At 69.2% G+C, this 25,934-nt stretch carries 20 protein-coding genes; 12 read left to right on the forward strand and 8 right to left on the reverse strand.

Features of this window, described 5'->3' with window-relative positions:
- Nucleotides 1-35: 35 nt before the first annotated feature.
- The 4 genes from D1350_RS06475 to D1350_RS06490 all read right to left on the reverse strand — a co-directional run bounded on the left by D1350_RS06475 (nucleotide 36) and on the right by D1350_RS06490 (nucleotide 9,697).
- Nucleotides 36-974: a hypothetical protein gene (locus D1350_RS06475; protein WP_125775100.1), complete on the reverse strand. Its 939-nt coding sequence runs from the start codon at nucleotides 972-974 to the stop codon at nucleotides 36-38.
- An 87-nt stretch (nucleotides 975-1,061) separates the two neighbouring features.
- A complete protein-coding gene (locus D1350_RS06480; RefSeq protein ID WP_125775102.1) occupies nucleotides 1,062-3,836 on the reverse strand; it encodes an ATP-dependent helicase in 2,775 nt (924 codons plus the stop codon).
- Nucleotide 3,837: 1 nt separating this feature from the next.
- On the reverse strand, nucleotides 3,838-6,456 hold the full coding sequence (locus D1350_RS06485; RefSeq protein ID WP_125775104.1) for a site-specific DNA-methyltransferase: 2,619 nt from the start codon (nucleotides 6,454-6,456) through the stop codon (nucleotides 3,838-3,840).
- 103 nt (nucleotides 6,457-6,559) lie between these two features.
- Nucleotides 6,560-9,697 (reverse strand): BPTD_3080 family restriction endonuclease, encoded by a 3,138-nt coding sequence (locus D1350_RS06490; protein WP_240643923.1) that lies wholly within the window; start codon nucleotides 9,695-9,697, stop codon nucleotides 6,560-6,562.
- A gap of 119 nt (nucleotides 9,698-9,816) precedes the next feature.
- Here D1350_RS06490 and D1350_RS06495 point away from each other — a divergent pair, with 119 nt between their 5' ends.
- Both D1350_RS06495 and D1350_RS06500 read left to right on the forward strand, forming a co-directional pair.
- Nucleotides 9,817-10,140, forward strand: a complete 324-nt coding sequence (locus tag D1350_RS06495; RefSeq protein WP_206074445.1) for a helix-turn-helix domain-containing protein — start codon at nucleotides 9,817-9,819, stop codon at nucleotides 10,138-10,140.
- A gap of 7 nt (nucleotides 10,141-10,147) precedes the next feature.
- Nucleotides 10,148-11,107 carry an HNH endonuclease gene (locus tag D1350_RS06500; RefSeq protein WP_125775110.1) on the forward strand — a complete coding sequence of 320 codons (960 nt, stop codon included), beginning with the start codon at nucleotides 10,148-10,150 and terminating at the stop codon, nucleotides 11,105-11,107.
- A 119-nt stretch (nucleotides 11,108-11,226) separates the two neighbouring features.
- Here D1350_RS06500 and D1350_RS06505 read toward each other — a convergent pair whose 3' ends face one another.
- On the reverse strand, nucleotides 11,227-11,787 hold the full coding sequence (locus D1350_RS06505) for a hypothetical protein (RefSeq protein ID WP_125775112.1): 561 nt from the start codon (nucleotides 11,785-11,787) through the stop codon (nucleotides 11,227-11,229).
- A gap of 122 nt (nucleotides 11,788-11,909) precedes the next feature.
- On the opposite strand from D1350_RS06505, the gene D1350_RS06510 reads away from it, so the two are divergent.
- Complete coding sequence (locus D1350_RS06510; RefSeq protein ID WP_206074446.1) at nucleotides 11,910-12,743, forward strand: aldo/keto reductase; 834 nt, start codon at nucleotides 11,910-11,912, stop codon at nucleotides 12,741-12,743.
- A 106-nt stretch (nucleotides 12,744-12,849) separates the two neighbouring features.
- Here the strand turns inward: D1350_RS06510 and D1350_RS06515 are convergent, their stop codons facing one another.
- Nucleotides 12,850-13,350 carry a GNAT family N-acetyltransferase gene (locus D1350_RS06515; protein ID WP_240643924.1) on the reverse strand — a complete coding sequence of 167 codons (501 nt, stop codon included), beginning with the start codon at nucleotides 13,348-13,350 and terminating at the stop codon, nucleotides 12,850-12,852.
- Between the two features lie 141 nt (nucleotides 13,351-13,491).
- Here D1350_RS06515 and D1350_RS06520 point away from each other — a divergent pair, with 141 nt between their 5' ends.
- Both D1350_RS06520 and D1350_RS06525 read left to right on the forward strand, forming a co-directional pair.
- Nucleotides 13,492-14,010, forward strand: coding sequence for a TrmH family RNA methyltransferase (locus D1350_RS06520; protein WP_125775114.1), 519 nt, complete (start codon nucleotides 13,492-13,494; stop codon nucleotides 14,008-14,010).
- A gap of 108 nt (nucleotides 14,011-14,118) precedes the next feature.
- Complete coding sequence (locus D1350_RS06525; RefSeq protein WP_125775116.1) at nucleotides 14,119-15,663, forward strand: glycosyltransferase family 39 protein; 1,545 nt, start codon at nucleotides 14,119-14,121, stop codon at nucleotides 15,661-15,663.
- A gap of 12 nt (nucleotides 15,664-15,675) precedes the next feature.
- On the opposite strand, the gene D1350_RS06530 is transcribed toward D1350_RS06525, so the two are convergent.
- Complete coding sequence (locus tag D1350_RS06530; RefSeq protein WP_125775119.1) at nucleotides 15,676-17,007, reverse strand: folylpolyglutamate synthase/dihydrofolate synthase family protein; 1,332 nt, start codon at nucleotides 17,005-17,007, stop codon at nucleotides 15,676-15,678.
- The gene (locus tag D1350_RS06535) at nucleotides 17,004-18,974 is read right to left on the reverse strand and encodes a hypothetical protein (RefSeq protein ID WP_125775121.1); all 1,971 of its coding nucleotides are present in this window, start codon (nucleotides 18,972-18,974) and stop codon (nucleotides 17,004-17,006) included. The genes D1350_RS06530 and D1350_RS06535 overlap by 4 nt, the downstream gene beginning before the upstream one ends.
- A 31-nt stretch (nucleotides 18,975-19,005) precedes the next feature.
- Here D1350_RS06535 and D1350_RS06540 point away from each other — a divergent pair, with 31 nt between their 5' ends.
- The 7 genes from D1350_RS06540 to D1350_RS06570 all read left to right on the forward strand — a co-directional run bounded on the left by D1350_RS06540 (nucleotide 19,006) and on the right by D1350_RS06570 (nucleotide 25,911).
- A complete protein-coding gene (locus tag D1350_RS06540; RefSeq protein ID WP_125775123.1) occupies nucleotides 19,006-20,379 on the forward strand; it encodes a bifunctional folylpolyglutamate synthase/dihydrofolate synthase in 1,374 nt (457 codons plus the stop codon).
- 130 nt (nucleotides 20,380-20,509) lie between these two features.
- Nucleotides 20,510-21,505: a dihydroxyacetone kinase subunit DhaK gene (gene dhaK, locus D1350_RS06545; protein WP_125775125.1), complete on the forward strand. Its 996-nt coding sequence runs from the start codon at nucleotides 20,510-20,512 to the stop codon at nucleotides 21,503-21,505.
- 51 nt (nucleotides 21,506-21,556) lie between these two features.
- Nucleotides 21,557-22,246, forward strand: coding sequence for a dihydroxyacetone kinase subunit DhaL (dhaL, locus tag D1350_RS06550; protein ID WP_125775127.1), 690 nt, complete (start codon nucleotides 21,557-21,559; stop codon nucleotides 22,244-22,246).
- The gene (gene dhaM / locus D1350_RS06555) at nucleotides 22,243-23,067 is read left to right on the forward strand and encodes a dihydroxyacetone kinase phosphoryl donor subunit DhaM (protein ID WP_125775129.1); all 825 of its coding nucleotides are present in this window, start codon (nucleotides 22,243-22,245) and stop codon (nucleotides 23,065-23,067) included. Before dhaL ends, dhaM begins: the two co-directional genes overlap by 4 nt.
- A 59-nt stretch (nucleotides 23,068-23,126) precedes the next feature.
- Nucleotides 23,127-23,813 carry a TetR/AcrR family transcriptional regulator gene (locus tag D1350_RS06560; protein WP_125775131.1) on the forward strand — a complete coding sequence of 229 codons (687 nt, stop codon included), beginning with the start codon at nucleotides 23,127-23,129 and terminating at the stop codon, nucleotides 23,811-23,813.
- Nucleotides 23,810-25,474, forward strand: coding sequence for an MDR family MFS transporter (locus tag D1350_RS06565; RefSeq protein WP_125775133.1), 1,665 nt, complete (start codon nucleotides 23,810-23,812; stop codon nucleotides 25,472-25,474). Before D1350_RS06560 ends, D1350_RS06565 begins: the two co-directional genes overlap by 4 nt.
- Nucleotides 25,471-25,911, forward strand: coding sequence for a DUF4233 domain-containing protein (locus tag D1350_RS06570; RefSeq protein ID WP_125775135.1), 441 nt, complete (start codon nucleotides 25,471-25,473; stop codon nucleotides 25,909-25,911). The genes D1350_RS06565 and D1350_RS06570 overlap by 4 nt, the downstream gene beginning before the upstream one ends.
- The last annotated feature ends 23 nt before the right edge of the window (nucleotides 25,912-25,934 follow it).

A 25,934-nucleotide genomic window follows, 5' to 3' on the forward strand; every position in this document is an offset into this window, starting at 1 on the left:
GTACTAACAGTTTGGTCGAAAGTGTTAGTAAGCGCTCACTCGTCATCGTTGATCGGTGTGCCGAACCCCGGCGGCCTACCAATGGCGTCGAGGTACGTCTCGCGCTCACCCGCAGGAAGGGCTTCACTGAGCAGATCGTTGATTTCGGCAGGTGACGGGCTTTGTCGCTGGGGCTCCAGCAGGCACTCGGCCTCGGTGCCCCAGAGGTGGTAGAGACCGACTCCAAGACGGCGGCACTCGCCCAGAACCCCCTGCGGGGGAGTGCTGCTCTCGTCCATCGGGTGCTCGATCACGAGGCTCGCAAAGTGAGCGCGCCGTTGGTGTGCTGACGCCTCGTACACGCCCTGGAGGTTCGCCGAATGCTGATACGGCTTGATCTCGTAGCTGTGCAGGGCGACGTCGATGTTTGGCAGGTACTCGAAGTTCGTCACGACGACAGACATGATGTCTGGCTTGCTCCATTGACCTGTGGCGCGGCGCTGCCCGCTGCCGTTCGCGACGACGCCGTGCCAGGCAAACCTCTCCCCGGGCTGTTGCTCCTGGTCGGCGAGCCATGCCCGAAAGGGTTCGTAGAGCTCCTTCTCGCTCCCGACGGCCCCCTCCCGCGCATACTCGTCGACGTCGGCCTCCCTGCGGATCGAACCGCTGAATCCCCGGCCCCGACCGATCTCGCCCGTTCGGAGCAACAGTGCTCGCGCGGACTCGTACCGACGGTCCGTGAGGCCTGACTTCTCCTGGGCCACCCGGTTGCTCAACGAGACCCCGCTCACTGGCAGAACGTCGAAGAGGACGAAGGCGTCCTGCGACGCGCGTGTGCGTTCTACGCGGCCGCCGGATCGCCGCAGGTGCCCAGTCCGGATGAGTTCCTCGAAGGCCACGGTGCTCCTCAGCTTGCTGATGAGCGGGCCCTGGTTGCTCGCCTTGCCGGCGGGAAGGTCCGCAAGCACGTTCCAGACACGTGTCGCTAGGGGCACGGCGTTCTCCTTTTCGGCGGGGATGGGCTTTATCCAACCGGCTACGCCGAGATGAGGAGGCTCTTCCGCGGAGTATTCACCCGTAAGTCATCGATCCGACGGCTGCGTCCTGCACAGACCTGCCAGGTCGCAGGCGTCGCAAACTCCGGACCAGACCGGGAGGCGGGCAAGGTCGTTCTTTCGTAGGGCCTCACCAGCCTCACGGATGCGGCCACGGACGTCCTCAAGCAGGGTGTCCTGGACCTCTTCGCGCACGTTCTTGCCGTCGGGGTCGAGGTTCAGCACCTCGACGAGGTCGGCGTCGGTCCCGGTCAGCTCGGCGTACCCGACCGCGTAGACGTGCAGCTGGTCCCGGGTGACGTCCTCCGCCTGCGCGCGCTCCGAGGACTTGAAGTCCACGATCGAGACCTCGTCCGTCTCGATCCGCTTCACCAGGTCGATGCGTCCGTCGACGGTGATGCCCGGCGCGATGTGCACCTGGATCTGCTTCTCGGAGTGGATCGTCCGCTCGAGGTCCCCGCCGTGCTTGTCGAGGTAGCGGCGGAGCGACTTCTTGGCGGCGTCCTGGAGCTGCTCGCGCAGCGCCGGGTAGGCGTACGGCGTGTGCAGGTGCCGGCTCACGAGCTGGTCGACGTCGTCGGCGGTGGCGATGTCGCCTGCCAGCGCGCGCTTGTGCATCTCGGCGAGGGCGTCGTGCAGTCCCTTGCCGTACCCGAGCGCCTCGTGGATCGGCGGGTTGAAGCCGTAGAGGAAGCGGAGCTTGAACTGGTAAGGGCACTCGAAGAGGAACTTCAGCTCCGAGAACGAGAGCGTGACCTGCGGCGTCTCGATCTTGGCCTGTGGCGCCAGACGGGGGACGTCCGCGGGGAGTCCGGCACTGGCCGTCGACACGTGTGCCACGGCCGTGACGTCTTTGAGGAACTCCGACGGCTTCCGGTACATCGTGCTCTCGCCCGGCGAGTACGAGAGGTACAGGTACTTCTGCGCGCGGGTCACGGCCACATAGAAGAGCCGGCGCTCGTCCTCGTTCGTGCCCTTGTACCGGTCGGGGTCGTGCACGGCTGTGTCGGGGATGACGTGGAAGACACCCAACCCGCCCTGACGCTTGCTCGGGAAGCGGTTCCTCCGGAGGCAGGGAACGAACACCGCCGGCCACTGCATGCCCTTGGCTCGGTGCACGGTGGAGATCGTCACAGCGTCGGGCGTCGCGTAGCCCGCGTCGGCATCCGCGTCGTCGTAGTAGCCCGGCGCCTGGTGCTCCAGCCAGTCCACGAAGCCCCGGTACTTCTGCTCGGGGGACGACGCGAAGTGGATGGTCTCGAAGTCGGAGATGACCTGGCTGAACTTGCCGAGCTGGTAGAAGACCAGCTCGCCACGCACGGGGTCTCCGGGGATCGTGTCCTCTCGGACACCGACCGCCTCCAGCGCCGCCAGGTAGACACGCTGGATGTTGTAGTTGCTCCACCGCTCACCCTGGTCGAACTGCCCGCCCTCGTCGAGGACCGCGAACAGAGGAGCGAGCGAGCGCTCGGGCGGCGTGAGGCGCCCCTGCGTCCAGATGTGCTCGAACTCGGTGCGACCCATGTCCCCGACCAGGTACCGGAACATCGCCGCGGCGGCCTTGACCTCGGGGGCGTCGAAGAGTCTGGTGAGCCCCTTGACCATGTAGGGGATGCCGCGGCGTTCCAGCTCCGCAACCACTGGCCCGGCGTCGCGGGCCACGGAGCGCAGCAGGATCGCCATGTCCGACCACGACATGCCGCGCGGCGCCGAGTCGGGGTCGTCCTGGAACGTGACACCGCGAAGGGCCTGGATGCGGTCGCAGATCCAGCGGGCCTCGTCGTCTGCCGTCGCGTGCTCGAGCGCCAGGATGTCTCCGCGGCTCCACGTCTGGTGGGAGGCGTACTGCATCGACTTGGCGAGCCGGTGCGCGGGGGAGATGCTCTCGGCGATCGCCTTGCCGACGGCCACGACACCGTCCGTGGAGCGGAAGTTGTCGGCCAGGGTGACCTGGCGGACGCCGTCGTACCGGTCGGCGAACGAGATGATGTTGGCGACCTCGCTGCCGCGCCACTGGTAGATCGTCTGGTCGTCGTCGCCCACCACGCAGAGGTTGGCGCCGTACCGGACCAGGGAGCGGACCAGTCGCTCCTGGAGCGGGTTCACGTCCTGGTACTCGTCCACCACCACGTATCGGACGTCCTGCTGGACGTGCTTGAGGAGGGCGTCGGCGTGGGCGTCGCCCTCGTCGGACTCGAGAAGCTGGACGGCGAGCTCCAGCATCGTCGTGTAGTCGAAGAAGGCGCCGTTGCGCAGGAGCGTCTTGTAGGCGTACTGCGACTGGATCACGCCGGCGGGGATCAGCGCGGGGTCAACCTCGTCCTCCGCGAGGACGGACAGCACCTGCATGTACAACCGGGAGTGGATGTAGCGCCGGAGCTTCGGGGTGCCCGACGACGTGGTGGGGCACTCGGTCAGCCCCGACCGCTTGCTGTTGCGGTCGATGAACAGCCGCTGCGTGATCTCGGAGAGCACGGAGTACTTGAACGTCTCTGGCACGTACGTCTGGAGCAGGTTCAGGCAGTAGGCGTGCATGGTGCCCACGAACATCTCGGCGAGCCCCGTGGTGCTGCCCTGCTGCTCGGCGACGAGGCCCAGGACGCGGTCCTTGAGCTCCGCCGCCGCCTTTTCCGTGAAGGTGAAGGCCACGATGTTCGCCGGCGTCACGCCGGGCAGCGCGAGGAGGTCGGCGATCCGCTGGGAGATCACCTGCGTCTTGCCGGAGCCCGCGCAGGCGATGATCTGCAGGGGCTCGTCGAGGCACTCGATCGCCTCGCGCTGTGCCGGGGTGTAGGTCGTCATGTCATTCCACCGTGAAGACCTTCATGACCTCGTCGCCGTAGTCGTTGATGACCTTGACGGCGATCTTGCCCGTGGCGGGCTTGTCGAACGGGCGCGACGTCGTGTCGTAGAGCGTGGCCCACGCATCGGCGTGAATCTCCGCCTTGAGCGCGGTCTTGAGCCGCTTGAACGGGTCGTTGCCGCCGGTGAAGTAGCAGTGCCGGACGAAGAACGACTCCTCGTTGTAGTTCGTGTCGATCATCCAGAGGGCGATCTTGCCAGTGTCGTCGCTGCGGACCTCGCCGGTGGTGGGGTCGTAGACGTCGACGCCGCGCAGCTCGACCGTCAGCGTGCCGTCGCCGTTGTCCTTCAGCTCGATGTCGGGCTCGCCGAACACCGTGAACAGGTTGCCTGCGCCCGTCTTCTTGAGCGCCTCGCCCATGAGCAGGTCCACGTTCATGCGGACCAGCAGCGCCTTGACCCGGCCGAGCGACCGCTCGCCCGCGATGTCGAACCCGTCCCTCGACGCCTCGACCGTGACGTTGTCGTCCTCGGTCACGCCCGTGGCCTGCGGGTCGAACGCGAAGCCGAGCACGCACAGCAGGTCCGCCTCGCCGCGGATCGCCTCGCGCGCGGCGTCCTTGATGAACTGGGTGCTCACGGTCCCGTACTGCGGCCCGACGGCGATCGCGACCCGCCCGGGCGCGTTCGTCACCTCGGTCTGCTCATCTGTTCCGCTGTCCGACGGCGTCCGTGGCGTCCCCACTGCCTGGACGTACAGGCCGGGGAAGCGGTCGACGGACGCGAACTCGATGCGTTCCGCGCGACGCCCGTTCTGGATGCCGGCCTTGGCGAGGTTGTCGAGGACGGTCTGCTCGAACGTCGGGGCGTCAGCGTCCTCGGCGGCCGCGCGCTCCGACGCCGTCTCCTGGGCCTCGCCGCCCGCGAACGCGAGCGAGCGGTGCGGGCTGAGCGACTCGACGGTGAACGGGCCAGATACCCGGGCGACGTTCTTGTCGAGGTACGGCTTGTCGTAGAGCAGCTCGTACTCGGCGTGCCGCTTGATCGCCGCATCGATCTCGGCGCGGGACATCCCCTCCTTGATGTCGGGGTTGTTCGCGATCGACTTGAGCGTGATGTGCTGGACCCGCTCGTAGACGAAGCCGTGCCGCAGGTCGTTGGTAGTGGCGGCAGGGGGCATCGGCTTGCCCGACGCGCGCATCTCCGCCTCGCGGCCCTTCTCGCTGTCCGCGAGCAGGTAGTACGGGTAGGTCGCGCCCATGAGCCGCTGGCGGGCGAGGGTCAGCGCGACGCGGGAGGTGTCGATCGTGATCCAGCGACGGCCCCGCTGCTCAGCGACGTAGGCAGTGGTGCCGGAGCCGCAGGTGGGGTCGAGGACGAGGTCGCCGGGATCGGTGCACATGAGCATGCAGCGCTCGATGACCTTGGCGTTCGTCTGGACGACATAAAGCTTGTCGCTTGCGAAACCAGCGGTCGTCGTATCGTCCCATCCGTTCGCGATGGGAAATGCAGCGAAGTCGTCGAGGTATCGAACGTACCGGAGAGTGTTTCCTGACGCAGTCAGTCTCCTGGCGGCGGACAAGCGCCGCATGCCTTCCCGGTTCGTCTTCCACCCGCCATTCTTAGGATTGAAGACGGCACCGTCATACTCGACAGGAAACACCGTGGTCTGCCCTGTGCGAGTAGTCTGCGAGACGAGATTGTCTGGGGTGTATATCTTGCCGCCAGCCGGGACCGAGGCAATTTCGGCGGTGGTCGCCGTCCGGCGAGTTCCGTCACTCAACTCAATCTTATTGTAGCCCGAACTCCCGGCGGCGCCTGACCCTTTTGAAAGATAAATCTGATGATATCGGACGGCGGCGATGTCTTTTGCGAACCAGACGATGTAGTCACTAGTCGACGCAAGCACCTTTGTTCCGCCTGCGAAACTACCCGCGCCGCTAGTTGTCTTAAATGCGACCTGGCTGACGAAGTTTTCGCTCCCGAACACCTCGTCCATCAGCGACCGCACCAGGTGTACGTTCTCGTCACCGATCTGGACGAAGCAGGATCCGCTCTCCGTCAGAAGCTCTCGCGCGACGATCAGCCGGTCCCGCAGGTACGCCAGGTAGGAATGGATCCCCAGCTGCCACGTGTCGCGGAACGCCTTGATCTGCTCGGCCTCGCGGGCGGCGTCCTCGACCTTCCCGTCCTTGACGTCGCGCTTGCGCGCCGACGCCTGCCAGTTCGACCCGAACTTGATCCCGTACGGCGGGTCCAGGTACACCATCTGAACCTTGCCGCGCAGGTCATCCCGCTCGGAGAGCGACGCCATGACCTGCAACGAGTCGCCCAGGATCATGCGGTTCGACCAGTTGGCCTGGTGGCGGTAGAAGTCGACCGCATCGAGCTCGTCGAGCCCGTCGAACGTGTCGAACAGCGTCAGCTCGGGTTCCTCCGCGCGCGTCGCGGCGGTAGCGCGAAGGTTCTCGACCAGCACGCGAGGGTCGATCTTCTCCTGGATGTAGATCGGCGGGGCGTCTGCGACGAGCTCGGTCGCGTCGTCGTCGTACTTGCCGCGCCACACGAGCTGCGGGTCGAGCGACGGGTCTCGCTCGAACACGACCGAGCGAGGCTTCATCAGTTCGTCGGGTACCCATTCCTGCGCTTCTGCTGTCGGGTTGTTTACCCGCTTTTCTGCGTGCACGAACGAGCCCACTGCCTTGGGTCCCGTCGGCTTGCTGCTACGCGCCACGGCGCGCCTCCCGTTCCACGATGTCGAGCAGGTCTGGGTCGCCGACGATCGGCCGGTCGGCGTAGTGCAGGTCGATGGCCTGGCGCACGCGGTTGAAGAACAGGGCCTTGTGCAGGCCCACCTCGAGGTAGCCCCAGCGGCCGAAGCCGCCGTGGTTGTTCACCGCGGCGCACCACGAGTCGCGGGCGGTCGTGGCCTTGATCTGCGTAGGCCCCGGAGCCTTCTGCCCGCCGGAGACCTCGACGATGAGGAACCGCTGGACGTCGTCGTCCCGCTGCCGGAGCTTGAGGACGAAGTCAGGCAGATAGTCGTGCGAGCGGCCCTTGTGGATGTAGGGGATGGTGAGCCCGAGGTGGTCGTTCTTGACGTACGCCTCGACGTCGGCGATCGACTCGCAGACGTTCGCGAGCTCGTCCTCCCACGTGTTGCCGTCCTTGCCGTCGAGCACCACGTGCGAGACCTCGGACTTGACCGTGTCGCGGGACTTCTTACGCGTCTCGAACGACACCTCGCCGGTGTGGCCCACAGGGTCGAACGTGCGCAGGACCGGCCTGAGCACCGGACGCCGGTTCTCCGTCTGGCTCGTCAGAGACGCGTTGATCTGGTCGGCGAGCTCGGCCTGGGCTTCGACCAATCTCAGCGCGTTGAACGAGTAGCCGTTCTCGACGCGGACGTTGCGCTCGATCCACTCCCGGCAGAGTCCCGCGAGGCGCGGGAAGAGCCACGGCCTCCGGTCGCCGTCGTCGCCCTCCTGGGTCCGCAGGTGCGTGTCGATGAGACGCTTCGCGACCAGATAGGCGAGCTCTTGCGCCCGCAGGTCCGTCAGGTCGCCGTCCTCCAGCTCGGCTGTCCCGACGATGCCCGCGCTCTCCGTCCAGCGCGGGACCGTCGACGCGCCGACGATGAACGGCCGGGCCAGGGCGTCGTCGAGCCACACGTCCTCGTCGGGGATCTCCAGCCGGTACCCGTCCAGCTTGGGGAACTGGATCCGCAGGTCCTCGCGGCCCTCCACGGAGTGCACCCAGACCGCGGGCCGTTTCGGGGTGACGTCGGGCGTCTCTCCCGTCGTGGGGATGAATGAGAACGGGATCCCGTAGATGCTGGCGTACTCCGGCTCGAACCGGCCCTCGTCGTTGAGCGCGTACGAGCGGCGGCGCAGGCCGCGCCCCACCACCTGCTCGCAGAGCAGCTGCGACCCGAAAGCCCGCACGCCGAGGATGTGCGTCACGGTGTTGGCGTCCCAGCCTTCGGTGAGCATCGACACCGACACCACGCAGCGCACCTGCTCGCCGAGCATGCCCTTCTTGCCGACGGTGTTCATGACCTCGCGGAGGAGGTCGGCGTCGGTGATCGACTCGACGTCGCCCCCGGGGTTGCGGCGCCGAAACTCCGCCTTGAACGCCTCGATCTCCGCGGCGGCGTCGGCCTTGAAGTCGCCCGACAGGGTCTCCCCGGACTCGAGCTGCTTGGAGTCGACGATGATCGCGGGCGGCCGGGGCGCGGGGGCGCCGTCGACCACGTTGCTGAACAGCGGCAGGTTGCCGGTCCGGTGCACCACGGAGCCGTCGGCATGCAGCACCGGGCTGCCGTCCTTGTCGAGCACGGGTCCACCGGCGACCCAGTCGTAGATCAACTTGGAGACGATCGTGTTGTTGGCGACCACGATGTACACGGGCGGCGGCTCGCCCAGGTCGCGCAGGTGCGTCACCCACTGCTCATAGGCGCGCTCGTAGCTGCGGTACAGGCTTCGCAGGGCTCCCTCGAGCTCCTTGGGCGGCACCCATCCGGACGGGTCGAGGGCCGCCGCGGTCTTGCGCTTCGGCAGGAGCCGGCCGACGTGGTCCCAGAGGTGCAGGTACGTGACCCGCTTGTCCGCAGCGTCGTCGTCCACCGGGGTGCGGGGCACCTTGACGAGTCCCGACTCGATGGCGTCCATGAGCGAGAAGTCGCTCACCACCCAGGGAAAGATGTAGCCCTCGGTGTAGCCGGAAGCCTTGAGGTAGAAGGGTGTGGCCGACAGGTCGTAGACCGCCTTGATCCCGACCCGCTTGGCTACCCACTGCAGGCCGGTGAACCAGACACCCGCCTCCCGGTTGGCCTCCCGCTCCTCCTTGGTGAGGTCTTCCGAGAGTTCCGGGTTGTACCGGTAGCAGTGGTGGGCCTCGTCGTTGAACACGACGATCTCGCTCGCCGCTGAGGTCACTCGGCCGGACGGCAGCGTGAACCCACGCAGCACGCGCGAGACGACGGCGTCGGGCGACTCCCGGAACGGGTCGTCCGGCGAGTTCGCCGCGTCCCCGAGGAGGATCTGCCTCGTCGTCCTGCTGACGCCTTGGATCTCTTTGGCGTCCCGCGGGAGGAAGGAGTGGTAGTTGGTGATGACGACCTGCGCCTCGCGGAGCGCCGCCTGGTGCTGCGGCGGGATCAGGTCGCGTACGTCGTAGTAGTTGCCCGGCTCGCCCGGGATGAGGACCCGCAGGCGGTCGCGGATCGTGATGCCCGGCGTGACGACGAGGAACCGCTTCGAGAAGCGGGAGTCGCGCGGGCTCTGGACCTTGTTGATGGTCTGCCAGGCGATGAGCATCGCCATGACGACGGTCTTGCCCGAGCCGGTCGCCATCTTCAGGGCGACGCGCGGCAGACCCGCGTTGTGGACGTCGTTCTCGCCGTCGAGCCGACGGCGCCAGTCCGTGTTCCCTGCGCGGCCGGCGGCTTCGGCGAGGTAGATCGCCGTCTCGACCGCCTCGCGCTGGCCGAACAGGACGCGGTTCTCGCGTGCGGGATCCGCCCAGTGCTCCAGGAGCGTGCGCGTCAGCGGGGTGACGTTCGAGTAACCGCGCACCCGCCAGAGCTCGACCTCGCGCCGGAGGTCGTTGATGAGCAAGTTCTTCTCACGGCGCTCGCCCGTCACGTCGAAGTCGAGCTCGTCCTGGGCAGTGGCGACCCTCGCGGCGGCCTGGCGAGACTTCCTCGCCTGCGCGATGGGGATCAGCGACTCGCTCGGGCGCCGGCCCTCGACGACCCGCCCGGTGGGGCCACCGAGCCCCATCTCGAAGTGCCGCGCAGGCGGGTCGTACGGGCCGTTGAGGATCGGGTTCGCCAGTACGGCCACAGCGTCGTCGCCCACTACCACCTGTCTTCTGCCCCCGGACGGTTCGCGCTTCGTAGGCCCGGTGTTGCTGCCATGCAAACAAGGCCATGTATACATGGCAGACACTAGCTGACCTCGGCGGCGACGGTTGCGTGGTGTCCCGTGAACGCCCGCTCGAGAAGCACCTCGCGCTGGCGCTCGCCATGCGGTTGAGGGATCGCCGGGAGGCGGTGGGCCTGACCCAGGAGCGGGTCGCCGAGCTCGCGGGGATGAGCCGGAACCACTACCAATTGCTGGAGTCAGGGCTCTCGGACCGGGCGAAGAAGACACCGGCGAACCCACGGCTCTCGACCCTGGCGGACTTGTCGAAGGCCCTCGACTGCCCGGTGCCTGAGTTGGTCGACATCTTTCACCCTGGACCTGGCGAGCCCGGGTTCGAGTACGAGGGCCACGCGCCGTCGTCGGCCGACGACGCTTAGCGCCCCGGTGAAGACCGCATACGTCGGCGTGACCGACAACGGCTGGGCCTCGTTCCTCGCGGACCGTCCGCACCTCGACGAGGTCAACTTCTGGCTGCCGTCGCCGTCGGCCACGTTCAAGCGGATCGGGTACGGGGACCCCTTCCTGTTCAAGACGCACGCGCCGCACAACCGGCTCGTCGGCGGGGGCTTCCTCACCGAGTACCGCGTGCTGACCGTCAGTGAGGCGTGGCGGTTCTTCGGCGAGGGCAACGGGGTCGCGTCCGAGGCGGCATTGCGTGAGGCGATCGTGCGCTTCCGGTCGCGGTCGGAGCGCCCGGTCGCGCCGGGGGAGGACCCGTTCATCGGCTGCACCCTGCTCGACGGTGTGTTCTTCGTCGCCGAGGCGCTCACGCTGGCGGCGCCGCCGGACTTCGCGGGCAACATCGTGCGCGGCAAGGGCTACCCGCTCGAGGCCGGCTCCTACGTGGAGCAGGCGCTATGGAGCCTCCTCGAGCACAGCAGCGGGGTGCGGCTGCCCGACGCCGGCACCGGACTTCCGACCGTCATCCCCGGGCCGATGTTCCGCGACCACCGTCAGCTGGTGGATGCGCGTGCGGGTCAGCAAGCGTTCCGCGCTGCGGTGACCGCCGCCTACCACCGCCGCTGCGCGATCACCGGGTCACGTCTGCTGCCCACTCTCGAGGCCGCGCACATTCGCCCGGTGGCGGCCGACGGCCAGAACTGGGTGAACAACGGGCTCCTCCTGAAGTCGGACGCCCACAAGCTGTACGACCTGGGGTACCTCGGCGTCGGCCCGGACCATCGCCTGCATGTGAGCCCGGCGCTCCGACGCGACACCGGCAACGGCGACGAGTTCTACCGGCGCGCGGGGGAGTCGCTGGTCTCGCTGCCGGACAACGAGGCCGACCGGCCGAACCGCGAGGCACTGGAGTGGCACATGGACTCGGTCTTCCGCGCAGCGTGATCCCGTGGCTGGCGCGGACCCGCGGAGCGGGGCTAGAGTGGACCGTGCGAGGGGCAGTAGTCCTGAGAAGTGAACCCGAGACCCGTCCGGACGGTCGTGGCGCTCGGGTTTCGCGCTGTCTACAGGTCGATGACGGCTTCGACCAGCGGGATTGCGCGTTGCCGCCAGCCCCCGCCTCGGGCCCAGGCCCAGCCGATGGCATCGGGGATGGCGACCAGCGGTTCGGCCGCTGCACGCTCGTGGAAGTACACCAGGTCCTGGCAGCCGTGAGTCCTTGTGAGCAAGGCCAGAGCGCGACGGTCGCGCGCATCCATGGATTCGTCCGACTCGAGGCAGAGCCGGGTGTGTCCGCATCGTGCGATGTCGGCGACGAGGGCATCCAGACATGCGCGCCGCCGCATGATGTCGTTCTTGAAGTTGGTGTCGGCGCGGTAGATCCGCACGGTGAAGCCTGCGTGGTCGAACGTCGACAAGATCTGCCTCCGCCGAACATCGCTCTCGGTCTTCATGTGGAGCCTGCGTTGTCCAGGGAGCACCAGAGACCGCACGGTCTTGCGTGCGGTGGCGAGACGGGTGGGACTGATCGCAACAGCGACGAGCAGATATGCACCCGACTTCGATTCGTCGACGTAGACCTGCCCATGGTGGAGCTCGGAGGACGGATCGGTCCGGTTCGTCATGGGGCTCCAGATCATCGAACGAGGCCTGTCAACTCTATGTGAGTCGACTTCGGCCGTCCTGTTGAACTCTCTCTTCCGCGCGGCCTGACCCGCTGCTGCGCTCCACGCGGCAGACTGGACCAGTGACGACTCCCACGATCACCCTGAACAACGGCGTCCAGATCCCGCAGCTCGGCTTCGGCACGTACAAGCTGCCCCCCGAGTCCACCCGCGACGCCGTCCTGTGGGCGTTCGAGGTGGGTTACCGGCACGTCGACACCGCGCAGATGTACCGCAACGAGGCGGCGGTCGGGCGGGCGGTGCGGGAGTCGGGCCTGGCCCGCGACGAGCTGTTCGTGACGAGCAAGCTGAACAACGCGTACCACCCGCACTACGAGGCGCACGCCGCGTTCGACCGCACCCTCGATGACCTCGACACGGACTACGTCGACCTGTTCCTCATCCACTGGCCGCTGCCTGCGCTCGGCCGGTTCGTCGAGGCGTGGGGCGCGCTGGAGGAGATCCTCGCGTCGGGTCGCGCCCGGGCGATCGGGGTCTCGAACTTCCAGCCGCACCACCTGGACCGGATCCTGACCGAGGGCAGCGTGGTCCCGGCGGTGAACCAGGTCGAGATCCACCCGTGGTTCGTGCAGCAGGAGGTCCGGGCCTACGACGCCGCGCACGGCATCGTCACCGAGGCGTGGTCACCGCTGGGCCGCGGACGGGTGCTCGAGGACCCGGCGATCGTCCGGCTCGCTGACGACCTGGGGCGCACGCTCGCTCAGGTGGTTCTGCGCTGGCACGTCCAGCGGGGTGACGTGGTGATCCCCAAGTCCGCGACGCCGGAGCGGATCGTGGAGAACGCGGGCATCTTCGCCTTCGAGCTGGACGCCGGAGCCATGGACGCCGTCACGGCCCTGGACCGCGGCGAGCGGACGGGCTCCAGCCCGGACGAGGAGAACCGCACGGACCGGTAGGCCGGTCGCGACCAGGACCCTGTTCCCCGTCTGAGAGCCAAACGGGGAACAGCTACCGGCTCGCCCCGCCCTGCCGCCCACACGGCCCCCGCAGCCACGACCACCCTCACCGCACCATCCGCACCGCCGCGATCCCCCCGAACGACTCCCCGGAGTCCGTGGCCCCGTCCGTGCGGAAGCCGTTCCGCTCGTAGAACGCCCGCGAGCGCGGGTTGTGCTCGGCAGCCCACAGCTGGGCGGGCGTCCCGGGTGGCACTACGGCGTCGAGCAGCGCCTGCCCGATCCCGGTCCCGTGGTACGCCCGCAGCACGTACAGCGTGTAGAGCTCGAGGTCCCGAACGGGCGCGAAGCCGTAGTTCTCGCGGCTCGCCCGGGCGAACGCCAGCCCCACGACGACGCCGTCCACCTCGGCGATGGTTGCGTCGAGCCCGTTGTCGCGCCCGTCGTCGAGCCACTGCCGCCAGTTCTCGATGCTGCGTTCGGCGGAGGCCCGTTCCCAGAACGCGTCGTTCGCCATCCCGGTGTACGTCTCGACCCAGGACTCGTAGTGCACGCGCCCGCACGCGTCGGCGTCGGCCGGCCCGGCTTTCCGGAGGATGAAGTCCACGCCCGGAGGCTATCGGCTGGATCGGGGGGACACGGTAGGTTTCTACCGACGGGCACTTTGCCTGTCCTGTCGATGGCCCGGCGCCGCCGCTGAAAGGCGCCTTCTCATGATGACCCTTCCAGGGGACCTCCCTCCGCTCCGGTGAGCGACACCAAGACCACGCCCGCCGAGCTTCGACGCCGGCGCCGCGCCCGCCAGCACGGATGCTGGGGGCATCTCGTGGTCGCACCGCTCTGGGTCGCGTACGACGCCAATCTCGGCACTCTCCTTCGGACCTGCGACGCGGTGGGCGCCTGTCTGGCAGTGCCCCGCACCCCGCACTATCGCGAAGCTCTCGCCCGAGGAGACACCCTCCGGTCCCGGCGCCCGTGCCTCCACTGGGTGGCGCCGTCCAAGGAAGCGTGGCTCGCCGAGCAGCGGGCCGGTGGCGCCAGGCTGGTAGCAGTGGAGCTTGCCGACGGCGCTACCCTGCTGCCGCGGCTTGAACCAGCCCGCGACCCGACGGTCCTGCTCCTCGGCCACGAGCACAACGGCGTCCCCGACGACGTGCTGGCCTACGTCGACGAGTGTGTCGAGATCCCGATGACCGGGTGGGGCGCGAGCCTGAACGTCGCGGTGGCGGGCAGCCTCGTCCTCTACCGGCTCGCGGGCCTGTCCTGACGTGATCGACGCCGGTCCGGTCGCCTCAGCGGGAGGCGACCGGACCGGCGTCGGGCAGCACGGCGCGCCGCCCTGGCGCGGCGTTGAGCGCCCGCGTACGTTCCGCACATGGCGGTCGCCGCAGATCCCGCAGGCCTTCGTCGCCCGACGGCGGAGCTCACCTCGCGTTCCTTGCCCACCTTCGCGTGGGCTCCGGTGGTGAGCGCGGTGCTCGTGGTGGGCGCGGTCCTCACCTTGCTCAGCGACGAGTACGGGTACCACCGGGACGAGCTCTACTTCCGCATGCTGGAGCCGGCCTGGGGTTACATCGACCAGCCGCCGCTCACCCCGTTGCTGGCGCGGGCGTCGACCTTCCTGTTCGGGGAGAGCGCGGCCGCGCTCCGGGTGCCCGCGACGCTCAGCCTGCTGGCGGCGATCGTGGTGGTCGCGCTCCTGGCGCGTGAGCTGGGCGGCGGGCGTGGGGCTCAGACTCTCGCTGCCTGGGGTTTCGGCACGGCGGCGTCGCCGCTGATCTTCGGGCACACGCTGCTCACGGCGAGCCTCGACATGGTGGTGTGGCCCACGGTCGTGCTGCTCGTGCTGCGGGCTCTGCTGCGTGACGAGCCGCGGTGGTGGATCGTCGCGGGCGTGGTGACGGGTCTGTCCCTCTACAACAAGCTGCTGATCGTCGTGCTGCTCGGGGCGATCGTGGTGGGGCTCCTCGTCGTCGGGCCGCGTCGCTCGCTCGCCACCCGCTGGCCGTGGCTGGCCGCGGCGGTCGCCGTGCTGGTCGGCCTGCCCAACCTGGTCTACCAGGCGACGAACGGCTGGCCGCAGCTCGCGATGGGCAGCGCGCTGTCCGAGAACAACGCCGCCGATGTGCGCGTCGACATGTGGCTCTTCCAGCTCCTGACGCTGGGCCCGCCGCTCGCCGTCATCTGGATCATCGGCTTCGTGGCGCTGTGGCGACGGCCCGCCTGGCGCTCGCTGCGCTTCCTGGTGGTGGCCTACCCCGTGGTGGTGCTGTTCGTCTTCGTCGGCGGGTCGCAGATCTACTACGCGTTCGGCCTGGTGACGGTGTTGTTCGCGGCCGGTTGCGTCGTGATCGGGGACTGGCTCGCGGCGCCGCCGGGCGGAGGCCCGCGCCTCCGCCGACGGATCGCAGTGATCGCGCTCGTGGTGGTCAACGCCGTGCCGTCTGCGTTCATCGGGCTGCCGCTCGTGCCCGTGGCCGAGTTGGGCACCACCCCGATCGGGGACATCAACCAGACGGCGCGTGACGCCGTCGGCTGGGAGACCTACGTGCGGCAGGTCGCCGATGTGTACGACGCGCTCCCTGCCGAGGACCGAGCCTCGGCCGTGGTCGTCGCCCAGAACTACGGGGAGGCGGGCGCGATCGCCGTACTCGGCCCCGAGCACGGGCTGCCGTGGCCGTACTCCGGCCACAACGAGCTCCACCGGTCCGGCCCGCCGCCCGAGGACGCCCGCGTGGCCGTCGTGGTCGGCGGCACCGAGGCCGGCTGGTCGAGGTTCTTCGCGTCCTGCACCACGGAGGGCGTGCTCGACAACGGCGTCGGCCTCGACAACGAGGAGCAGGGCCAGGCCGTCCTCGTCTGCCGGGACCCGGCCGGCGGCTGGGACGCGGTGTGGCCGGAGCTGGCGCACCTGGACTGAGCCTGACGACGGTCAGGTATTGCCGTTGGCTGAATCAGCGGACCCGTATGTTTCGGGATCCGCTGCAACGGCGCGAGACGTAGGTTGATCGTCGACTCGATACGCGGTGTCAGTCGGTGCATCGAGCCATTCGAGCAACTCGCCCACGAACGCCTGAGTGCCGACGGCGAGGCACCCACCGTGATCCAGCGTCTGGGGCAGTACCTCGCTAACGGTGGGCAGCGACCCGTACAGCCGCTGAGCGACGTCGAAGCGAAGGTATTCGCTCGCCCGCACCGGGATGACCGTAGTGAAGGCCGAGAGTTCGGCGAAGCACGCCTCGACGTCTTTCGTATCCGGAAAGCACGCGATCACGGTGTCCAACGCTCCTCGCCAGGTGAGGTACTCGTCCACGGCTGCACGCACACCTGCTGGTGAGATCGCGCCGTCGAGCATCACGTCGGCAACGCCAGGGGCACCGTCGACGGTGTGTCGGCTGCAACGGCCCGGCGCCGAGGCAGTGGCGAGCGTCGTCTCCAGAGAGTCGACTGACACCGTCCAGCCCAGTAGTTCCGCGAGCATCCGGCCCGCCACCGCTCCGGCCAGTGCGTTGCGTCGGCCAAGGTGCGGGAGGTCCGCGCGCACAGGGGCGGCGACGTTGTCGTCGGCCACGACGACGCTGGCGCCGTGTGCCGCGGCGACCTCCTCGATCACCGCCATGACCTCGCCCGACTGGGGGAGCGTCACCACGACCTGCGTCGAGTCCTTCACGACGCCGAGAAGGTCGCGCGCGATCTCGGCGACGGTCTCCCCGAGCAAACCCGCATGCTCGAGGAAAACTTCCGTGACGAGCACGACCGTCGGATCGAAGAGGCTCACCTCGTCCGACGCGCCACCGAGTCCCTCCTCGAGGACGAGTACTTCGGCTCCACGGCGAGCGACCCATCCAGCGCCGGAGATGGTGAACGCGCCCGTGGGGGAGAGGTATGTGCTTGGAACGGCCGGTGCCGAGCCTCGGGCGATCCGCAGGTCGCCTGCCAAGGCGTCGTAGTCGGATTCCGAGATGGCTCCACCGTCGATGCGGATGCGTTCCCTGTTCGTCCGCAGACCGGGGGAGGTGATGAGGCCGACCGACGGTCTGCGTGAGTTAGCCGTTCGCGCGGCGGAGAGCGTGGCAGCCGCATGTATCGCCGCGGTTCCCTTGCCCTTGGAGCCCACCACTGTCAGCACAGCAGGCCGATAGGGCCACAGCCCAAGTTCTCCAACGACGGCCCGGGCGCGGTCGAGGGAGCGGCGTGCCTCCGGTGGGCGGTGCGCCCACTCGTCGAAGAAGGCGTCGTCCCCGGGCAGGTGGCGTGCGGTCATGGCGACATCTTCGCGGAGGGTTCCCCGTCCCCAGCAAGCGTCTCCTGCCACTCCCGGTCGACCCTCATCTCGGCCCGCGGCCGAGGGATCCTCAACTTGGCCAGGGCGAAGACAGACATCGCAAGAGTGCCGGCATTGATCAGCCACCAGTTCGGATCTTCGAGCGCTGCGCCTGCGAGCACTAGGCTCGCCAGCGGGATGACGAGCGTGTAAAGGTTCCCGACCAGGATCGGACGCATCCGTCGGCGCACGGACACCACGGTTGCCACCGGGGCGTCGAGTGCGAGCCTTAACGACGACGACAGTCGCGCGACGACGTGCGGTGCTACGCCGTCGGGCAGGTCGGGCGTCAATCGGTTCACTCGCTGGACCTTGCGCGCTCCTTCGGGCGGAGCACCTACTGATGGGGGATCGTGATCCTCCACCGCGACCGCCACGACTTCGTTCGGCCCCCATCTCACCAGCACCTGCTGACCTGGCTCCAGGCCGATTCGGTCGAACACCGCCGGATGTAGAGCGACGATTGCCTGACCGTCGTCTCCAGGGTGCGCCTGAATCACCCGGACGGCCGCCGTGGGAGCACGAAAGAGGAAGCGGAGGACGACCTCGGTCGCCTGGTCGAGGCCCAGATGCAACAAGCGCCAAGCCGCTCGCACCTGCCCCCATGCGGAGAGGGCGCGGCGCGACGCCGAACGGACCGATCCAGCCGCGACGAGCGTGAAGTCGCCCGCCTCGTCGGCGCCCTCTGTCTCGGTGAGGAGCCGCAGCTGATACCCGGCGCGGACGGTCCCAGGGCGTACGTGGGCGCGAGGCACGGCTGTGACCCAGGCGGTCACGCCGCCGCGTACCAGGAGATACCGGCGTGGCGGCCCCGGGAACTCGTCCGGACTCACCTGCACCTCGTCTCCGGCGGGAAGGTCGTCGACGAGTGCGGCGAGCGGCTTGAGCTGGGCCGTCCCAGGGAAGGTCACAGTCACGGGTCGTACTGCGTCCTGGCCGCCGGACGAGGTCTCCAGGGACGCTGTCAGGCGACGCGTCAACCCGAAATGCCCCGGTGGGAGGACCTGGACCGCCTCGGGCATCCCGGGCGTCGACGAGGCCCAAGCCCACGCGTGCACCGTCGCGCCGTCGACCGCCACGGACACGGGAATCGGCCCTGTCGTTCCAGGCAGCAGGTCCGGAGGAACCACGACTGACGGCACGCCCGACGGGATCCGCACTGCTGTGGCCGGGCGGGAGATCTGGACTGCCCCCGGTACGGCCGCCTCCGGTACGAGGGCTTCTGAGGCATTGATGGCCCCGGCAATCAGGAGCGCCAACCGTCCCAGGTCGGCGGACTCGCCCATCGGTGGCCGTAGGTGCGCGCCGATCTCCGCCTGCACCGCACGGATTCCGAGGTCCTGGGAGAACGCGGTCACGGTAGTTGGCCGCATCGCATCGAAAACTTCGTTCACGGTCACGAGAACCTGGCTCGAGGCGCGCAACGCACTGACGAATGCGTCGGGCACCAACCCGTCACCCGCACCGAGATCGACATCCGACCCTGGGCGACGGCGCATGCCGTGCAGGTCGATTACGAGTGCTGGACGCAGCTCCGCCAGCCGGACCTTCAAAGGATGTTCGACGTCGAAGTTTGCATCGCCCGTGGAGTGAAGTGCGATGAGCGCGGTCGCGCCGGTGAGCTCTGCGAGCAGCAAGGCGAGGCCGCCGGTCCCACGGTCGGCCACCTTCATCGCCCCGGCACGTACATGGTTGGTCGCATGTGGGGCGGTGATGACCACGTGCGGACGCGTCCCGGGCAGGGACTCGAGCAAACCCGATGTGCTCTCGACCACACGGTTCGCGACCTCAACAGGCCAGGGCGGGCGTCCGCCGTCGTACCGTTCCTCGCTGAAGACCTGCTCCAAGGCCAGCCACCGGGCCGCGACGTCCGTGACAGAAGGTGTACTGGTCTGATGCGCTGCCACCTGATAAGCCCCCGTGGAATCGGCGCCGACGATGGCGAAACCCTATCCTCGACTCGTGGACGAAGCCTTCGACCTGGTTCGCCAGGAAATCATGACCCGTGCGGCCGAGTACGACATCGACCCCACCCTCTCCCGCGTCCAGCGCGTCCTCGAGATGCTCGGCGACCCGCAGAAGGCCTACCGCACCATCCACATCACGGGGACCAACGGCAAGTCCTCCACGGCGCGGATGACCGAGCGGCTGGTCCGCGAGCACGGCCTCCGCACCGGCCGGTTCACGTCCCCGCACCTGACCAGCGTCACGGAGCGCATCGCCGTCGACGGCGAGCCGCTCAGCCCCGAGCGCTTCGTCGAGGTCTGGGAGGACGTGGCCCCGTACGTGGGCGTCGCCGACCGCGAGTCGGAGGAGGCGGGCGGCCCCCGGCTCAGCTTCTTCGAGGTCCTCACCGTCATGGCGTACGCGGCGTTCGCGGACGCGCCGGTCGACGTCGCGATCGTTGAGGTCGGCCTGGGCGGCACGTGGGACTCCACGAACGTGGTCGACGGCGACGTCGCCGTTATCACCCCGGTCGCCGCGGACCACGAGCGCTGGCTCGGCTCCACCATCACCGAGATCGCCACCGAGAAGGCCGGCATCATCAAGGAGGGCGCCACCGCGGTCGTCGCGAGCCAGCGCGAGGACGCCGAGGTGGCGATCGTCGAGCGTGCCGCGAAGGTGGGCGCGCGCCTGATCCGTGAGGACTACGAGCTCGAGGTCGCGGGCCGTCGCGTCGCGGTGGGCGGCCAGATGATGGACCTGCGCACGCCCGCGGGCCTCTACACCGAGATCTACCTGCCCCTGCACGGAGAGCACCAGGCGCACAACGCGCTGCTGGCGCTCGCGGCGACGGAGGCCATGATCAGCGGCGGTGCCGCGCTGAGCGGGGAGATCGTCGAGGCGGCATTCGGGGACGTGACGTCGCCAGGCCGGCTGGAGGTCGTGCGGTCGAGCCCCACGGTGCTGGTCGACGCCGCGCACAACGTGCACGGAGCGGAGGCGCTCGTGGCGGGTCTGGACGAGGCGTTCGACTTCCACCGGCTCGTGGGAGTCGTCGCCATCATGGGTGACAAGGACGTGGAGGGCCTGCTCGCCACCATCGAGCCGGTGCTCGCCGAGATCGTCGTGACGCGGAACTCGTCGGAGCGCAGCGCGGACCCGCTGGACGTCGCCGAGGTGGCGCGGGAGATCTTCGGCGAGGAGCGGGTGCACACCACGGAGCGGCTCGACGAGGCGCTCCAGGTCGCGGCCGACCTGGCCGAGTCGGGGGACACCGTGGGTGTCGGCACGGGCACGGGAGTGCTCGTGACGGGTTCGGTGATCACCGTCGCGGACGCCCGGATCCTCCTGGGCCGCCCCGCGCGGTAGTTCTGCGGCACGGACGCCGGAAGGGTTCTGCGATCCGCTCTCGTGGTGTTGTATGGAGTCTCATGAGGCCGGCGCACGCGTCCAGCAACGGGGCTGACCGCCGACGCCTGCCGCTGAGGAGATGTCTGCCGTGAAGAAGCTGCTGAACAACCCCGCGGACGCTGTCGCCGACTCTCTGGCGGGCTTCGCTCTCGCGCACGCCGACCTGGTCGACGTCCACCGTGACCCGGTGTACGTCTCCCGCAAGGACGGCGCCGTCAACGGCAAGGTCGGCCTCGTGAGCGGGGGTGGTTCGGGTCACGAGCCGCTGCACGCGGGCTTCGTCGGCGACGGGATGCTCGACGCCGCGGTGCCCGGCGCCGTGTTCACCTCGCCCACCCCGGACCAGATCCTGCCCGCGCTGCAGGCGGCCGACGGCGGCGCGGGCGTCCTCGCGATCGTCAAGAACTACACGGGCGACGTCCTCAACTTCGAGACGGCCGTGGAGCTCGCCGAGGCGGAGGACCTCCAGGTCGAGAGCGTCCTGGTGAACGACGACGTCGCGGTCGAGGACTCCCTGTACACGGCGGGCCGTCGTGGCGTGGCGGGCACCCTTGCGGTCGAGAAGATCGCCGGCGCCGCCGCGGCCCGCGGAGCCGACCTCGCGGCCGTGGCGGACGTGGCGCGCAAGGTGGTCGCGAACGTGCGCTCCATGGGTGTGGCGCTCGCTGCCTGCACGGTGCCGCACTCCGGGCGTCCCAGCTTCGACCTGGCCGACGACGAGATCGAGATCGGCATCGGCATCCACGGGGAGCCAGGCCGCCACCGCGTCCCGATGGCCTCGGCCGACGAGATCACGCAGGCGCTCCTCGACCCGGTGGCCGACGACCTGACGCTGGTCCCGGGCGACCGAGTGTTGCTGTTCGTCAACGGTATGGGCGGATCGCCCTTGTCGGAGCTCTACGTGGTCTATGGTCGGGCGCGTCGTCTCCTCGAGGGGCGTGGTGTGACGGTGTCGCGCTCGCTCGTCGGCAGCTATGTGACGTCGCTCGAGATGCAAGGCGCGTCGATCACCGTCCTGCGGCTGGACGACGAGCTCGAGGCGTTGTGGGACGCGCCCGTGCACACGGCCGCCCTGCGGTGGTGACTGCGGCAGCACGCCGCGCCGGAGGTACATGAGCAAGGAAGGTTCCGCGACATGACGTTGGACGCCGACTGGGCCGAGCGCTGGGTGCGCCGGACCGCCGAGGCCGTCGAGGCCGCGAAGGACGAGCTCACCGAGCTGGACCGGCAGATCGGCGACGGTGACCACGGGGAGAACCTCCACCGCGGGTTCCAGGCGGTCGTGGCCCGGCTCGACGCGGCGGCGGTCGAGGTCTCGGGCCTCGACACCTCGGACCGTCCGGTCGGTGACGTGCTGAAGATCGTCGCGACCACCCTCATGTCGACCGTCGGTGGCGCCTCCGGCCCGCTCTACGGGACGGCGTTCCTCCGTGCGTCGAAGGTGTCCGGGCGCCCGCAGCTCGATCCGTCGTCCGTGGTGGCGCTCCTGGAGGCTGCCCTCGAGGGCGTCGCGTCGCGGGGCAAGGCCCAGGTGGGGGAGAAGACGATGGTGGACGCCTGGCAGCCCGCCGTCGACGCCGCCGAGCGCGCGGCCCAGGACGGCGGCGACGAGATCGCGGTGCTCCGGGCCGCAGCCGAGGCCGCCGACAAGGCCGCCCACGACACCATCCCGCTCGTCGCCACCAAGGGCCGCGCCTCCTACCTCGGTGAGCGCAGTGCCGGGCACGAGGACCCGGGCGCGCGCTCGACGGCGCTGCTTCTCGGCGCGGCCATGGCCGCGGCCCTCGCAGGTCCGGACGGCGGCGCCGACGGGGCTGCCGCATGAGCGCGCCGGTCGCGCTCGTCCTTGTCTCCCACTCCACCGACCTCGCCCGAGGCGTTGCCGAGCTCGCCGGGCAGATGGCGCCCGACGTGGTGATCCGCACCGCCGCGGGCGGCCCCGACGGCGGTCTGGGCACCTCTGTCGAGGTGGTCCAGGAGGCCATCCGAGCGGCGCTGGACGACGCCGGCCGCGCCGGGGTCGTGGTGCTCGCCGACCTGGGATCGTCGATCCTCACCGTCGAGACGGTGCTCGAGCTCGACGAGGACCTGGCCGACGTGGTGCGCCTCGCGAGCGCGCCGTTCGTCGAGGGCGCGGTCGCCGCTGCGGTCACCGCACACGGCGGGGCGTCCCTGGCGGCGGTGCTGGGTTCGGCGGAGGACGCGGCCCGTTCGTTCGCCGGTTCAGGACGTGAGCCGGGGTCCGGTCGTGAGCCAGGGTCGACGGCGTCCGCCGCCCAGGGGAGCGCGGGAGCCGGGAACGCGCCGGGAGAGTCGACCACACCGCCGCCCTGGCCTCACGCCGGTCCGGGCATCGCTGCGGACCGGCGTGGGGACCCCGGGCAGTCGGCCACCGTGACCGGGCGGGTGATCGTGCGCAACCCGCTGGGACTGCACGCGCGGCCCGCCGCGCTCGTGTCCCGCAAGGTGGCCGAGCTGGGCGCCCGCGTCAGGGTCGACGGCGTGGACGCCTCGAGCGTGCTGCAGCTCATGGCCCTCGGCGCAACGGAGGGGCGCGAGCTCCTCGTGGAGGCCGAGGGGCCGGGCGCCGACGAGGCGGTCCGGGCCGTGGTGGGGATGATCGAGGGCGGCTTCGGCGAGGTCTGAGACAGGCATCACACAATATTGCACTTGATGGAAAAATTCATCGAATGCAAGATTGATGGATGACCCTCCCCGTGCCAGCTGATGCTCCCGACCCCGACGACGTCGGGCTTCGGGAACGCAAGAAGCGGGCGCGGCGCGCTCTCCTCGTCGACACCGCACAGCGCCTCGTCGCCGACCATGGCCTGGACGCCGTCACCGTCGAGCTGATCGGCGCGGAGGCGGGCGTCTCCACCCGCACCTTCTTCAACTACTTCGAGTCCAAGGACGACGCCGTGCTCGGCGTCGAGGACTCGGGGATCGACCCAGCGGTCGCGCAGGCCTTCTCCGCCGGCGGGCCCTCCGGCCTCCTGCTCACCGACCTGCAGGTTCTCGTCGCAGCCCTGCTGCAGCGGTTCGCGGCCAACCGTGAGCGCACCGTCCGGGCGCTCCGCCTCATGGAGGCAGAGCCGCGGCTGCTGCAGCGGCACCTGGTCTGGATGGACCGGCACAAGTCCGAGCTGCACGCGCTCTTCGACGGGCGGCGCCCCGTGGCGCCCTTCAGCGCCGACAACGAGCTCCTCACGATGCTCGTCCTCACCCTCGTCCGGACCGCCATCACGGCCTGGGAGCGGTCCGGCTACCACGGCGACGTGGACGCCCACCTCTCCGAGGCCGTCGCCCAGCTGATCCACGTCGTCGCCTCGGACATCGCGCCCTCCGGCGTCGGCCCTTCCGACGCCACCTCCGCAGAAAGGTTCCACGCATGAGCCACGCCGACCCCACGGCGCCCGACAAGCCGTTGGTGGTGCTGACCCAGCGCACCGTCTGGCTGATCTTCGGCGCGCTGATGGCCAGCATGTTCCTGTCGTCGCTCGACCAGACGATCGTGGGCACCGCGATGCCGACCATCGTGGGCGAGCTGCACGGCGTGGAGCACCAGGGGTGGGTGATCACCGCCTACATCCTCGCGATCGCGGTGGCGATGCCGCTCTACGGCAAGTTCGGTGACCTCTGGGGCCGCCGCTGGCCGTTCCTCGTCGCCGTCACGCTGTTCACCGTCGCGTCGGCGGGCGCCGGGTTCGCGCAGTCGTTCGAGGCGCTCGTCGCCTGGCGTGCCGTGCAGGGCCTGGGCGGCGGCGGCCTGATGATCCTCTCGCAGGCGATCATCGCCGACATCGTGCCCGCCAAGGAGCGCGGCAAGTACATGGGCCCCATGGGTGCGCTGTTCGGTCTCTCGGCCGTGATCGGGCCGCTGATGGGCGGCTGGCTCACCGAGGGCCCGGGCTGGCGCTGGACCTTCTGGGTGAACGTGCCCGTCGGCATCGCGGCGATCCTCGTGGCGTGGTTCGCCCTGCGTCTGCCCAACCACCGCTCGAACCGACCGGTGGACTGGTTCGGCATCCTCTTCATGATGCTCGGCACCTCAGGCATCGTGCTGCTCACGTCGTGGGAGTCGCTCGGCAACGACGGCTACGACTGGTCCGACCCGAGCCTCCTCGGCCTCGCGGCCGGGACCGCTGCCGCCGTCGGGGCGTTCGTCGTGACCGAGAACCTGGTGGCGGAGCCGCTGATCCCGCTGCGCCTGTTCAAGAACCGGACGTTCACCATCACGACGCTCATCGGCCTGGTGCTCGGCATGGGCATGTTCTCGGCGATGGCGATGCTGCCCACGTTCCTGCAGATGTCGACGGGCGCGGGAGTCACCGAGTCCGGCTACCTCATGCTCCCGATGATGGCCGGCGTCATGCTGACGTCGATCGGGTCCGGTATCGCCATCACGAAGAACGGCCGCTACCGGATCTACCCGATCGCCGGTCTCGCGGTCACGGCCCTCGGGATGATGTGGCTGACGACCATCACCAGCGGGATGTCGATGTGGCTCTTCGGCGCCATGATCTTCGTCCTCGGTGCAGGCATGGGCCTCGTGATGCAGACGATCGTGCTCGCCGTGCAGAACTCGGTGGACCCGCACGAGCTCGGCACCGCGACGTCGTCGAACAACTTCTTCCGCGAGATCGGCGCGGCCGTGGGTACGGCGCTCTTCACCACGATCTTCACGTCGCGGCTCACCGACAACTTCACGGAGTTCGCCGCCTCCAGCGGCGCGCAGGGCGGCGGGACGCCCGCGTTCGAGGGCGCGAGCCTCACCCCGGACGCCGTCCAGGCCCTGCCCGAGCCGTTCCGGACGGGTGTGGTCGACGCGTTCACCGACGCCCTCGCCCCCGCCTTCTGGTACCTGGTCCCGCTCGTCCTCGTCGGATTCGTGCTCGCCCTGTTCCTCAAGGAGATCAAGCTCTCCGGTGAGGCCGGCATGGTCGCGCGCGGCGAGGCGGTGGCGGCGCCGTCGACGGGCGAGACCCTGGTGGTGCCTGATGACGCGTCCGACCTCACCGACTCGACCGGTGAACCAGATATCGTGAAGCGGTGAGCAAGGACCAGCCCCAGCCCGGCGACAGCATCAAGCCCCGCAAACCAGCCATCGTGCAGTTCACCTCGACGGTGCTGACGTGCGAGTCGCTCCTCGTCGTGTTCGCCACGCTCGTGGCGTTCGGGCTGCGTGACTCGCCCTACGGGCGCGGCCCGCTCCAGTTCGACTCGGCCGTCGCGATCTGGGTCGCGGGCGGCACGCTCGCCCTGGTGCTGCTCGTCCTCTCCCGGATGACGAGCGGCACGGGCGGGTACGTCGCGGGCTCGGTGGCGCAGCTGCCCGTGCTGGGACTCGGCCTCGTGGTGCCGATGATGTTCTTCGTCGGAGGTGTGTTCGTGGTGCTGTGGATCGCCGCGCTGCGGCTCGGCCGCAGGATCGACCGGGAGCGTGCGGAGTACGACGCGGCGCACCCCGAGACGGCCCCGAACATCGAGTAGCAGGGCCGCCCCGGGGGCCGGGC

This window comes from Antribacter gilvus (assembly GCF_003946865.1).
In the GTDB taxonomy this organism is placed as follows: Bacteria; Actinomycetota; Actinomycetes; order Actinomycetales; family Cellulomonadaceae; genus Antribacter; species Antribacter gilvus.